The following is a 12,212-nucleotide window of genomic DNA, read 5'->3' as shown; positions in this document are numbered from 1 at the left end:
CCCTATTCAGCTGTTTTCTGTTGGATCTCAGGCGATTTCTCCGGCGTGCCCGCGCTGTCCCCCGCACCGCTGCGTTCCAGGAACCGCAGCAGTTCCACCGGGAACGGCAGCACCAGGGTCGAATTCTTTTCCGCCGCAACCTGAACCACGGTCTCCAGGAATCGCAGCTGGAGCGCGGCCGGCGCCTGGGCCATATTCGCCGCGGCCTCCGCGAGCCGCTTGGACGCCTGGAACTCCCCCTCCGCGGAGATGACGCGCGCCCGCCGCTCCCGTTCCGCCTCGGCCTGCCGCGACATGGACCGTTTCAGCGAATCCGGCAGCGCCACATCCTTGATCTCCACCCGATCGATGTGCACGCCCCATCCCAGCGCCGGATTGTCGATCATCAATTCCAGCCCCTTGTTGAGCTGTTCCCGATTGGAGAGCAGATCATCCAGCTCGCTCTTGCCGATGATGGATCGCAGCGAGGTCTGCGCCACCTGGGCGACCGCGAACAGATAGTCCTGCACCTCCACAATCGCCCGCAGCGGATCGATGACCCGGAAGTACACGACGGCATCCACCCGAACCGTCACATTGTCCCGGGTGATCCCCTCCTGCGCGGGCACCGGCATGGTGACCACCTGCACGGAAACCTTCTCCATCCGGTCCGCGCCGGGAATCAGCATGCGCAATCCGGGTTCTCGCACCGCCCTGGCCCGCCCCAGCCGGAACACAACGCCCTTCTCGTATTGCGCGACCACCCGCACCGACGATGCCGCGACGGCCCCGAGCACCACGCCCAGACCCACCAGCCATGCCGCCAGCAGTAACAGAACGTCCATTGTTCGCTCCGCGAGAATTTTGCTGCGCCATAAGGATCGGCGCGGCGCACCATCCATCATGGCACCGCGGGAACGCCTCTGAAAGAGCGGCGGACGAGTCGGTCTGTAAGCCGGATCCTGTCCTCGGTGTTGCCACCGAGTGACGGTCATCCATCTGGGCACACCGTTGCCGGGTACCTCGAGCAGTCCACCCGCAGGCTCGGGCGAGCAGCCCTCGAACGCCTGCGCAGCCGCACTCTCGCGAGTCCGGCCTTCGACCTTGCTCCGGGCGGGGTTTACCTAGCCGCGCCGGTCACCCGGCGCGCTGGTGCGCTCTTACCGCACCGTTTCACCCTTACCGGCGTCGTCCTCCGAGGAGGCCGCCACCGGCGGTTTGTTTTCTGTGGCACTGTCCCGCGGGTCGCCCCGGGTTGCCGTTAGCAACCGCCCTGCTCTGTGGAGTCCGGACTTTCCTCGACGAGGGGCGGCGGCATTGCCATGCCCGTTCCCTTCGCCGCGACCGCCCGACCGACTCGTCCGCGCCACCAATGTACGGTAAGGGGCCATGGAGCGTGTCGAGGTGGGGTTCTCTTCCGGTGGTGAACAGTGTGCGGGGTGGCTGTATCAGCCGGACGGGCCGCCGAAGCCGCGTCCGCTCGTGGTCATGGGGCACGGGCTGGGGGCAGATCGGGAAATGGGTTTGGACCGGTACGCGCGGCGGTTCGCGGCGGCTGGCATGGCGGCGCTGGTCTTCGACTACCGGCATTTCGGGGCGAGTTCGGGTGAACCCCGGCAGTTGATCAATATCAAGCGGCAGCGCGAGGACTGGCATGCCGCGATCGCGTTCGCGCGCACGCTGCGGGGGATCGACGCCACGCGTATCGCCCTGTGGGGCAGTTCGTTCGGTGGCGGGCATGTGCTGAGTGTGGCGCCGGACGATCACTACATCGCGGCGGTGGTGGCGCAGTGCCCGTTCACCAGCGGGTGGTCCTCGGCCATGGCGAAGGGGCCGATCAGCCTGCTGAAGACGGGGACGGTGGCGACCACGGATCTGCTGGTGGGGCCGATCATTCGCAAACCGATCCGGGTGCGGCTGGCGGGCGGACGGCATTCGTCGGCGCTGATGAGCGCCGCCGATGTGCCGTCGGGGTACGGGCGGCTGGCGGAGGAGAGTTCGCAGTATCGGCCGAAAGTGGCTGCGCGGGTGGGTCTGTCGACGCTGTTCGACGCACCGGCGCGGCGGACCAAGGACATCAAGGCGCCGGTGTTCTACGCGATCTGCGACAACGACACCGTCGCACCCCCGGGACCGACGGTGAAGGCGGCCGAGCGCACCAAGCACGCCGTGGTGAAGCATTATCCGATCGGGCATTTCGACATCTACTTCGACGACTGGTTCGAGAAGGCCGTCTACGACCAGACCGAGTTCCTCTCCGCCGTACTGCGTCCCTGAACTAGCGGTTCCTCCCGAGGGCCGGAGTGGTTGCGCCGTCCGGGTTTTCGGCGGGCGGGTCGTCCTCGTCACCGGGTGGGTCGCGGTGCGGCAGGAAGGGTTCGTGGTCGGGCGGCAGGCCGCGTTCGATGCCGCGGGCCCGTGCCAGCTCCGCATCGAAGGCGGCGCCGAGCAGGACCGCGATATTGGTGAGCCACAACCACACCAGGAACACCACCACCCCGGCCAGGGAACCGTAGGTCTTGTTGTAGGAGCCGAAATTCGTTGCGTAGACGGTGAATCCGGCGGAGGCGGCCAGCCACACCAGCACGGCCAGCACACTGCCGGGGCTGAGCCAGCGGAAGCCCGGCTGGCGGGCGTTCGGGGCGGCCCAGTACAGCAGCGCGAAGGCCAGGGAGACCAGTAGCGCGAGCGTCGGCCATTTCACGAAACCCCAGACGCGCACGGCGGTTTCGCCCATGCCGAGCCACTCCCCCACGCGGTCGGCGAGCGCGCCGGTCAGCACCACGCCGACCAGCACCGCCGCCAGCAGCAGCATGAGCAGCACGGTCAGCCCGAACCGCATGGGCAGCAGTTTCCAGAGCGGGCGGCCCTCCCGCACCTCGTAGATGTCATTGGCGGCGCGGATGAACGCGCCGATGTATCCCGACGCCGTCCAGAGCGCCACCAGCACACCGATGATGGCGAGCGGTCCGGCCAGCGGCTTGGCGTCCTGGAGTTCGGTGATCGCGGACACCAGCAGGTCGGTGCCGCTGCCCGGCCCGATCTGCTTGACGGTGTCGATCAACGACCGAGTCGGCTCGGGGCCCAGCAGGCCGAGGAGGGCGGTGAGCACCAGCAGCGCCGGAAAGATCGACAGCACACTGTAATACGTGAGCGCGGCCGCCCAGTCGGTGATGCGGTCGCCCAGTAGTTCCGCCGCCGTGCGTTTGAGTACCGACCACCAGGAGCGCCGTTTCAGGTCCGTCGGGCCCTCCGGCGCGCCCGGCTCGATCGTGGTCTGCTCGGGCATGTCCGCCACCTCCAGTGACGGCGGCATACCCGGCCCCGAGCGGCACAAACGCCGAACCGCCGGGGCTCGCGCCCGCTCAGACGCTCACAGGTAGGAGGTGTCGTTCACCAATCGCACCGACGCGCCGCCGTCCGGATAGAACTCCGCGATGGACAGCGACGCCAGATCCAGATGCAACCGGTACAGCAGCGACGGCCCGACACCCAGGGCCAGCTGGAGCAGCGTCTTGATCGGCGTCACATGGCTCACCACAAGCACATTCGCGCCCGGATACAGTGCGACGAGATCCCGCCGCACGCCTTCGATCCGCTCCCGCACCTGATCGAAGCTCTCGCCACCGGGCGCCGCCAGCGACGGGTCCCCCAGCCACCGGTCGTGCAGTTCCGGATCCCGCTCCCGCGCCTCCAGGAAGGTAAGCCCTTCCCACGCACCGAAATCCGTCTCGATCAACCCGTCGAGCACCCGCACCGGCACACCCAGCGCCTGCCCGGCGGCCTCGGCGGTTTCCTTGGCCCGCCCGAGCGGCGAACACACGATGGCCGCGATACCGCCCTTGGCCGCAAGCATTTTCGCCGCGCGCGCCGCCTGCTCCCGGCCGAGCGCGGTCAGCGGCGGATTGCCCCGCCCCGAATACCGCCGCTCCACCGACAATTCCGTCTGCCCATGGCGAAGGAGCAGCAGTCGTGTGGGCTTGCCCATGGCCCCGGTCCACCCGGGAGCCGACGCGGTGCCACCCGGTGCGGGTCCGGTGGTGCCACCGGGCACGGCCTGCTGCGGTGGCGTCACCGGCTCGACCGCAACCCCGCGCTGGGGTTCGTCCACCGGTGCCGGTGTCGTCGCCGGAGTTTCGTTCTTCGGCAACGCCTCTCGCACCTCGTCGACGAGGTGCGCGTCGTCCATGGCCTCATTGGCGAGCTTGTCCGCGTGCTTGTTCTCCTTGCGCGGAATCCACTCGAAGCTCACCCGGTCGAAGCCCGCGACCAGCTGCCGGGCCCGCTCGGCCAGCGGAATCATGGCCTCGTGCTTGACCTTCCAGCGCCCGGACATCTGCTCGACGACCAGCTTGGAGTCCATGCGCACGGAAACCTCGCGCGCACCGAGTTCGGCCGCGGCCTCCAAACCCGCTATGAGGCCCCGGTATTCGGCGACATTGTTGGTGGTGACGCCGAGGAATTCCTTGCGTTCGGCCAGCGCCCGCACATGCCCGTCATCCCACACCACCGCGCCGTATCCGGCCGGTCCGGGGTTCCCGCGCGACCCGCCGTCGGCTTCGACGATCACCTTGTCCACCATCGCTCACCCTTCATAGCCGACCGGTCTTGGCCACGACCGGTATGCGCGTGCTTTCCAGTGTCGCCACCGCGTATCGCGAATTCGTCGCTACCGTGCGCCGGGGCGGATACCCCGCGCGCCACTCCGGGCGGGCGCGGGGCCGGGGCTCAGAGCCCGGACTGCTTGGTGCGGACCAGGATCGCGTTGCATTCGGGGCAGCGGACCACCGCGTCGGGGGCGGCCTTGGCGATGCGGGCGATCTCGCCGCGGTCGAGTTCGATGCGGCAGGCGCCGCAGCGGCGGGCCTGGAGCAGGGCGGCGCCGACGCCGTAGCCGGTGCGCTGCTTGTCGTAGGCGGCGAGCAGATCGGCGGGGAAGACGGCGGTGAGGGCGGCGCGGTCGGAATCGCAACGCTGTTGTGCCACAGCGAGATCGGCGAGGGCCTCGTCGCGGCGGCGTTCGGCGTCGACCAGATCCTGTTCGGCGCGGTCCAGATTGGCGCCGGCGTGGTCGTGGTCGGCGGCGGCGGCCTCGCGGCGCTCCATGACCTCGATCAGATCGTCTTCCAGGACCTTGCGACGACGCTCCAGGCTGCCGAGCTCGTGCTGCAGTTCGGAGAGCTGCTTGGCATTGACCGTGCCGGCGGTGAGCAGGCCGCGGTCGCGCTGTTCGCGCTTGGCGACGGCGTCGATCTCACCCTCGAGCTTGCGGATGTCGCGGTCGAGGTCGTCGATGATGATCTCGACCTTCACGGCGGCGTCCTTGCGGGCGGTGCGCTCCGCCTCCAGCGTGCGCACCTCCTGCTCCTCGGGCAGCACCTTGCGGCGATGCTCGATCCGGGTCAGTTCGGCGTCGACGGCGGCGAGGTCGAGCAGCTTGGACTGGATCGAAGGTTCGGCATTCAACGCGGAAGGTCTCCTGGACGCTATGGACGGTTCAAGACTCCCACCGTACCCGCCCGGCGGGGTCCCATTGCCCAACCCCGCCACAACCAGGGAAAACGCTCGAGCAGGGGCATGCGCGCCGGAAATCCCCTGCCGGTCCCGCGCCCGATATGCGAGGGTCGGCGTATGGCTGAACATGTGTACGAGGTTGAGGTCACGTGGTCCGGCGCGACCACCGACTACCGGTCGTATTCACGCAATCACGAGGTGCTCGCCGCCGGGCGGCCACCGATTCCCGCCACCTCCGACCCCAAATTCCGCGGCGACACCAGCCGGTGGAATCCGGAGCAACTGCTGGTCGGTTCGCTGTCGGACTGCCACATGCTCTGGTACCTGCACCTGTGCGCCGAAGCCGGTGTGGTGGTCACCGGCTATCACGACACGGCGGTCGGCGTCATGGACGACCAGCGGTTCCAGCATGTGACCCTGCGGCCCCGGGTCACGGTCGCCGAGGCGAGCATGATCGACACCGCGCAGCGGCTACACCACGACGCACACAAGAGGTGCTTCATCGCCAATTCGGTGAACTTCCCGGTCGAGCACGAACCCACCACGGTCGTCGCCGAATAGTCGGAGCGGCGGCAGCCGCACGACGCTCCACGACCTCGATCAGGCGGGCGGAGCCGCGGGCAGAGTGCGGCCCCGCCGAGCCGCTGCCCCGCACCCCGGACACTCAGCAGTCTGCGACGCCGAGAGTCCATGGGTCGGTGCGCAGCGTCGAGACACGGGTCTCGAGGCCGGGGAGCGCGGCGCGGACAATGCCTTCCGCCTGTGCGCACCAGGGGAATTCGGTGGCCCAGTGGGCGGCGTCGACCAGCGCCGGGCCGCCCGCGCGCAGGTGCTCGTCCGCCGGATGGTGACGCAGGTCGGAGGTGACGTAGGCATCCACGCCGAGGCGAGACACCTTGCCCAGGAAGGAATCTCCGGCCCCGCCGCAGACGGCGACGGTCTTGATTACCCGATCCGGATCACCGGCGGCACGCACACCCCAGGTGGTCTCGGGCAGCGCCTTGCGCACGCGAGCGGTGAACTCGCGCAACGATTCCGGGGCGGGCAGCTCGCCGATGCGGCCGATCCCGAGGCCGGAGGCGAGGGCGGCGCGTTCGGTGACGTGATAGGCCGGTTCCTCATAGGGATGCGCGGCACGCAGGGCGGCGAGGACGGCCGCGCGCCGGGACGGCGGGGCGACCACTTCGAGGCGATCCTCGGTAGCGCTGTGCAATTCGCCGATCGCACCGAGCGCCGGGTTCGCCCCGTCGAGGGGCCGGTATTGCGCGGTCCCCTCCACCCGCCAGGCGGCGTCGCTGTAATTGCCACCGGCCCCCGCGCCCGCCGCGAACAGCGCCGCCAGCACCTCCGCACTGTGCGTGCGCGGCACGGTGATCTCCCACTTGTCCACGGCCGCAACAGGTTTCGGATCAAGCGGACCGGTGACCGTCAGCCCGATGGCCGCGGCCAGCGCATCCGAGACCCCCGGATCGGCCGAATCCGCATTGGTGTGCGCGCTGAACAGCGCACACCCGGACCGGATGAGCCGGTGCAGCAGTGCGCCTTTCGGTGTATCGGCGGCCACGGTGTCCACCCCGCGCAACAGCAGCGGGTGGTGCACGACGAGCGCCTGCGCACCCCATTCGATGGCCTCGTCCACGACTCCGGCGGTGGCGTCCACCGCGAACAGCACGCGGGACACCGGTTCTGCCGGATCACCGCAGACCAGTCCCACCGAATCCCACGATTCGGCCAGCTGCGGCGGGTACGCCGCATCCAGCGCCGCAATGACATCCGCCAACCGCACCGCCGTCACCACAACCGAACCCCTTTCGAGACAGTCACCACAGTCGTTTCCTACAGCCCGACTTCGCGAATCGCGGCGACCAGCCGATCCACCTCACCGGCAGGCCGAACCGCCAACCGCAGGTGGCCGGGTTCGAGCCCCGGGAACGTATCCCCGCGCCGCACCGCGATCCCCTTGTCCGCCAGTCGCTTCCGCAAGAGCTCGGCATCCGGCACCCGAATCAGCACGAACGGCCCCCGAGCCGGCTCGTGCACCTCGATCCCGAGTTCCCGCAGCCGGGGAATCATCGCATCCCGGTCCGCCGCAATGCTTTCCGCCTTCCGCTGCGACTGAGCCACCGCCTCCGGCGCGCTGGTAGCCGCGATGGCCTCCAGTTGCAAGGTCCCCAGCGGCCAATGCGCCCGCCCCTGATTCAACCGCGCCAGCACCTCCGGATCCCCGAGGAAGTACCCGCATCGCAATCCGGCCAGCGCCCAGGTCTTGGTGAGGCTGCGCAAGATCAGCACATCCGGATAAGCCTCCCCCGCAAGCGATTCCGTCTCCCCGGGAATCGCATCCTGAAACGCCTCGTCCACCACCACGATCCGGCCGGGCCGCCGCAGCCGCAGCATGCTCTGCACCGGATGCAGCACCGACGTAGGATTGGTCGGATTCCCCACCACCACAAGGTCCGCCGCCTCCGGCACCCCGCCCGAATCCGAACCGAGCGCGGATTCCAGTAGGTACGGCGGCTCCAGCACAACGCGTGCCACCGGAACTCCGGCCTCCCGCAACGCCAGCTCCGGCTCGGTGAAGGACGGGTGGACGATCGCGGCCAGTGCGGGATGCAATCGCGGCAGCATCGCGAACCCTTCGGCCGCGCCCGCGAGCAGCAGCACTTCCTCCGGCCGCCGCCCGTGCCGCGCCGCGACCGCCGCCCGTGCGGCCTGTTCCGCTCCCGCGTCCGGGTACCGCCCCAGCTCCCCCAGCCGCGCGGCGAGCCGCTCCCGCAACCATTCCGGCGGCGCACTCCCCTGCACGTTCACCGCGAAGTCGACCATCCCCGGCCGCACCTCCGCATCCCCGTGATGCCGCAACTTGGCGTGATCGACACTGCCCATCCCGGACCCGCTCACGACGTCCCGCTCCTCACCTCTCGCGACCGGCACTCCCGATTCGACGCCTGCCCGGACACCGGCATCGCACCTCCGAGGGTGGTGGCCGCTGTTCGGGCGCAGCCTCCCGGGAGGTGGGTGTCGCGGCGTGTTGCCGTGTCCTGGAGCACAGGCGACACCCTACGTGGCCGGGTTCGAGCGGCATCCATGCCCGGGACCGCCTTCGCCGTATGGCATACCGGCGAGGTGGGTCGCGTCGTATTCTCGGCCGGTGACCGAACCTGATCCGCAGTTGGCCGAACTCGCTGAGCAGCGCGCTGCCCTTCGGGCCGAGTTCGAGGACATGGACTTCGGCTTCATGGACGAGTTCGCGGGGGTGGGCGCGCAATTGGATCAGCTCATTGCCGGGCTCGACGAGATCGGGCGCGAGCTGGACGAGGCGCTGGAGCGGATTCAGCAGGCGGAATAGCCACCGCCGGAGGGGTGGGTGCGCGGGTTGCAGCCTCAGCCCCTCCAGCCAAATCACGCCAGATACCGCCGGAAGGGCTCAGTGCTATGAAGTCGGCGAAACACCCCGGCACGGTTGCAGTTGGCCGGGGCGTTCTTGAGCAGCCCGGTAGATGCTGCCAAGAGTTTCTCATTCCACCTCAATAACGCGACCACGAAGGTCGCGGACCGCGCGAAGGTAGGAGATCCGATCATGACCCCGCATCTGAGCATCTTCGCAAGAATTGAACCAAGAATTGTTCCCGGCACGCCTCTGAATCTCGAATTCAAGGCCAACGGTGACCTTGTACGAACAAGATCGGACGGCGGACCCCTCTCCGGGGGCAAGCCGAGCATGACAACCAACATTTTCGACGACTTCAAGGATCGACTCAACGGCGAAACCGGACGTGGACCGAAGGGTCCGAAAAAGATTGAGAACCTCGACAGGATCTCGATCATCGATGAGCGTACACACGCCCTGATCGCCGAATTCAATCGAATCAATAAGAGCGTCACGGAATATGGAAAATAGGCGCGTAGAGATCTTCGACTCACCTGGTTACAGTTTCCATCTCGAGCGATGTGCGCAGGAATTCGAATCCGACGTCGAATTCGATCGGTCGACGCTGGACGGCGTGTTTCGATTAATGTCCGGGTTCTGCATTCCACTCTCCGTAGACCTCTCGACTCTGTACTGGATGAATGAGTTCGATATACCGATCGACGAGACTTTCCCGACTTCGTCGCAACGCACGATCCGCGCGGCGTCTCCACCCGAAGGGATGCTCACCGATTTCGTTTCGGCGGGAAATGTTTTCGAACAAGTCGACGAATTGAGCCATGACTCGGTTTATGAATGGTTTGTCCGGTCACTGGATGAGGATCGTGCAGAGAACCCCCTCCTGCGTCCGGGATGGGATGAGATCTGGATCAGATATTCGATGGCCAGAACGCCTGACGGATATTTCCCTTCGGATATTCGAACCATACCTGTCCACTACCGGAGCTCGACCGCCGAGCACCCTGTGATTCACAGGGACGAATCCGTCTGGATTGCAGGTCCTATGGCGAACACACTCAATGCGCCGATCGAGATTCAGTTGATCAGAACTCCAGGTCGGGTCGCTGTCGGCGTGTACATTTGCTGGAATATCTGGATGCCGGACGGGGCGGGCTACGGATTCGTCGAGAGTGGCGTCAGCGAGTTGCTGGCGGCCGGATGGGCTTTCCGATGAACCGTTCGAACGGGTAGGTGACAGGCGGTGAGGGCGACCACCACGGGTCTCCCTCACCGCGAGTTATGGGCCGCTGTGAGCCGGGCGAGCCCGACCGGCAAGATTGGGGTATGGCGACCTTTGGCGGCTGCGGACCCGCTCCGCCATCTGAATGCCTTCCTCAACGGTCACGCCTTCGGCCAGTACCGCAGGTCATTGCTCGAAGACAACAGTGCCAAGGCGAGCGCTCGACAGGAACGCGAGTGCCGAATCGCGGCTCTCCGTAAGGGAATTGCCACCAGCGGACCCTCTGGTGGCTCGCGCCGTATGCCGGCGTCACCGGATACGACGAGCAGCACTGTCTGGAAATGGTGGCGGACCTGATCACCGACGGCGGCGAGTTACCCCCGGTGCGCCGCATCATCCCGGACATTGTGGTTGACGAAAACCTGCCGGTGAATCTTCGGGCACTCGGAGTTCCGGTATGGCCAGGTGTCTGGTACCCGCCGATGAACCTGAAGTACGGTCCGAACTTCACCCGTCTACCACCGTGGAATTCGGATCGAACTGCCGACTAGCCGTTGTTACGAAGGTTGACCGCTGCCGCAAGCCGGAATTCGCGGGTCCTAGCGAGAACATCCGCACATGCCGCTGATCGCTCGGTTTGGGACGGTCGCGGTGCCCGACCGCACGCACTGATCTGGGCGATTCCGCAGCGATCTCACTCGCGGGCTCCGGCGGCTACGGTCGGCCAGGTTGAAGTCTCGCGGAAACGCCCATGACGCGAAGCTGGCGCCTGATGATCTCCATCTCGACACGCGTGCCTTCGAGGCCGGTCGTGCGTAGCTCCTCGGCCAAGGCTTTGGCCTGTGCAAGTGACAGGGGCCGAGTCAGGCGTAGTGCTCGCATCAGGGCGGGTGCCGGCACATCGACCGATTCGAGTTCGAGGACAGTAGTTCTGTTCGCGGCCAGGATGGCATCACGAAAACCCGCGAGTGGTTGCGGATAGCCGCAGTCCGCCCAGACCGCCCCACACGTCGCGCATTGCCCGTCGATATCCCACCGGTGGTCTTCGCCTACCAGCGCCTCGGTGAGTGTGGACTCCGTCAGCGAGCCGCAGGTGATACAAGGCATCGGGTACGGAGCTGATTCGGTGACGATGTCCACCTCGTCGAACCTAGTCGCGTAACAACTCGATGCGAGTTCGACGATCTGTCGGCCGGATCTGGATACCGGTGCGCGAGTTGAGAGCTCAGATCACGATCTGCGAAACGTACAGATCTGCCGCGAGCCGCGCTGTCCGAAACGGCCAGCACGGTTAGTCGGCCGATCAAGTACCGGGGATCGTCTGGCGCGTTTCCGGTCGAACTTCGCCACACGTGCGCAGCGCAGGCAGTGTCGGCCGGTGCAAACGTCATGGCGCTGGCTCGTATGCTCGGGTACAAGGACGCGAGCGAAACAGTGGACACGTACGCGGACTTGTTCGACACGGACCTCGACAAGGTTGCGGCGGCTATGGATCAGTCCTATAGCGCGACGATTACCGCTCTGCCTTGTCAGAACCTTGTCACGGACGATGAAGAGCTACCGGAGGCGGCGTAGAAACCATGGCTGAGCTGGGCATCAATGGGTGAGCTTCACATCACTTTCATCTGCACGGGCAATATCTGTCGTTCCCCGATGGCCGAGAAGATTTTCGCCGCGGAGCTGGAGCGGGCGGGGCTGGCCGATCGGGTGCGGGTGAGCAGCGCCGGGACCGGCAGCTGGCATGTGGGGGAGGATGCCGATCCGCGGACCACCGAGACCTTGCGGCGGCACAGCTATCCGGTCGGGCATGTGGCGGCGGTGGCTGGGGACGATCATCTCGATGCCGATCTGGTGGTGGCGCTGGACACGGGGCACGAGCGGGCGCTGGCACAGCTCGGGGTGCCGTCGGATCGGCGGCGGCTGCTGCGCAGTTTCGACCCGGGAGCCGACGGGCGGGATGTGCCGGATCCGTATTACGGGGATCGCTCCGATTTCGAGCTGGTGCGCACGCAGATCGAGGCGGCCGTGCCCGGACTGCTCGACTGGGTCCGCGCCGAGCTCGGCGAACCGGCCGGAGGCGAGCGGGCATGAGCGGCGCGAAATCCGGTG

General features: G+C 67.0%; 14 protein-coding genes and 1 other RNA gene. 7 read left to right on the top strand and 8 right to left on the bottom strand.

Annotated features, from left to right (window positions below):
* Positions 1-2: 2 nt before the first annotated feature.
* Both H0264_RS15475 and rnpB read right to left on the bottom strand, forming a co-directional pair.
* Positions 3-824, bottom strand: coding sequence for an SPFH domain-containing protein (locus H0264_RS15475; RefSeq protein ID WP_181584605.1), 822 nt, complete (start codon positions 822-824; stop codon positions 3-5).
* 90 nt (positions 825-914) lie between these two features.
* Positions 915-1,339: RNase P RNA component class A (gene rnpB / locus H0264_RS15470), an RNA gene on the bottom strand.
* Positions 1,340-1,368: 29 nt separating this feature from the next.
* On the opposite strand from rnpB, the gene H0264_RS15465 reads away from it, so the two are divergent.
* On the top strand, positions 1,369-2,256 hold the full coding sequence (locus H0264_RS15465; protein ID WP_181584604.1) for an alpha/beta hydrolase: 888 nt from the start codon (positions 1,369-1,371) through the stop codon (positions 2,254-2,256).
* A 1-nt stretch (position 2,257) separates the two neighbouring features.
* Here the strand turns inward: H0264_RS15465 and H0264_RS15460 are convergent, their stop codons facing one another.
* The 3 genes from H0264_RS15460 to H0264_RS15450 form a co-directional block, all read right to left on the bottom strand.
* Complete coding sequence (locus tag H0264_RS15460; RefSeq protein ID WP_181584603.1) at positions 2,258-3,268, bottom strand: YihY/virulence factor BrkB family protein; 1,011 nt, start codon at positions 3,266-3,268, stop codon at positions 2,258-2,260.
* An 84-nt stretch (positions 3,269-3,352) separates the two neighbouring features.
* A complete protein-coding gene (locus tag H0264_RS15455; protein ID WP_220139985.1) occupies positions 3,353-4,561 on the bottom strand; it encodes a bifunctional RNase H/acid phosphatase in 1,209 nt (402 codons plus the stop codon).
* A 146-nt stretch (positions 4,562-4,707) separates the two neighbouring features.
* On the bottom strand, positions 4,708-5,445 hold the full coding sequence (locus tag H0264_RS15450) for a zinc ribbon domain-containing protein (RefSeq protein ID WP_181584602.1): 738 nt from the start codon (positions 5,443-5,445) through the stop codon (positions 4,708-4,710).
* Positions 5,446-5,610: 165 nt separating this feature from the next.
* On the opposite strand from H0264_RS15450, the gene H0264_RS15445 reads away from it, so the two are divergent.
* Positions 5,611-6,054: an OsmC family protein gene (locus H0264_RS15445; RefSeq protein WP_181584601.1), complete on the top strand. Its 444-nt coding sequence runs from the start codon at positions 5,611-5,613 to the stop codon at positions 6,052-6,054.
* Positions 6,055-6,157: 103 nt separating this feature from the next.
* On the opposite strand, the gene H0264_RS15440 is transcribed toward H0264_RS15445, so the two are convergent.
* Positions 6,158-7,288: a Nif3-like dinuclear metal center hexameric protein gene (locus H0264_RS15440; RefSeq protein WP_181585576.1), complete on the bottom strand. Its 1,131-nt coding sequence runs from the start codon at positions 7,286-7,288 to the stop codon at positions 6,158-6,160.
* 41 nt (positions 7,289-7,329) lie between these two features.
* The gene (cobC, locus tag H0264_RS15435; protein ID WP_181585575.1) at positions 7,330-8,379 is read right to left on the bottom strand and encodes an Rv2231c family histidinol phosphate aminotransferase CobC; all 1,050 of its coding nucleotides are present in this window, start codon (positions 8,377-8,379) and stop codon (positions 7,330-7,332) included.
* Positions 8,380-8,644: 265 nt separating this feature from the next.
* Between cobC and H0264_RS15430 the strand changes: the two genes are divergently transcribed.
* From H0264_RS15430 to H0264_RS15415, 4 genes are all read left to right on the top strand, one after another.
* On the top strand, positions 8,645-8,842 hold the full coding sequence (locus tag H0264_RS15430; protein ID WP_181584600.1) for a hypothetical protein: 198 nt from the start codon (positions 8,645-8,647) through the stop codon (positions 8,840-8,842).
* A gap of 231 nt (positions 8,843-9,073) precedes the next feature.
* Positions 9,074-9,394, top strand: coding sequence for a hypothetical protein (locus H0264_RS15425; protein WP_181584599.1), 321 nt, complete (start codon positions 9,074-9,076; stop codon positions 9,392-9,394).
* Between the two features lie 166 nt (positions 9,395-9,560).
* Positions 9,561-10,097 (top strand): hypothetical protein, encoded by a 537-nt coding sequence (locus tag H0264_RS15420; RefSeq protein ID WP_181584598.1) that lies wholly within the window; start codon positions 9,561-9,563, stop codon positions 10,095-10,097.
* Between the two features lie 347 nt (positions 10,098-10,444).
* Positions 10,445-10,654 (top strand): hypothetical protein, encoded by a 210-nt coding sequence (locus H0264_RS15415; RefSeq protein WP_181584597.1) that lies wholly within the window; start codon positions 10,445-10,447, stop codon positions 10,652-10,654.
* Positions 10,655-10,817: 163 nt separating this feature from the next.
* Here H0264_RS15415 and H0264_RS15410 read toward each other — a convergent pair whose 3' ends face one another.
* The gene (locus H0264_RS15410; RefSeq protein WP_181584596.1) at positions 10,818-11,243 is read right to left on the bottom strand and encodes a hypothetical protein; all 426 of its coding nucleotides are present in this window, start codon (positions 11,241-11,243) and stop codon (positions 10,818-10,820) included.
* 459 nt (positions 11,244-11,702) lie between these two features.
* On the opposite strand from H0264_RS15410, the gene H0264_RS15405 reads away from it, so the two are divergent.
* The gene (locus tag H0264_RS15405; RefSeq protein ID WP_181584595.1) at positions 11,703-12,194 is read left to right on the top strand and encodes a low molecular weight protein-tyrosine-phosphatase; all 492 of its coding nucleotides are present in this window, start codon (positions 11,703-11,705) and stop codon (positions 12,192-12,194) included.
* Positions 12,195-12,212: the final 18 nt, after the last annotated feature.

Source organism: Nocardia huaxiensis, assembly GCF_013744875.1.
GTDB classification, from domain to species: Bacteria; Actinomycetota; Actinomycetes; order Mycobacteriales; family Mycobacteriaceae; genus Nocardia; species Nocardia huaxiensis.
This window is presented reverse-complemented; position numbering and strand designations above follow the sequence as displayed.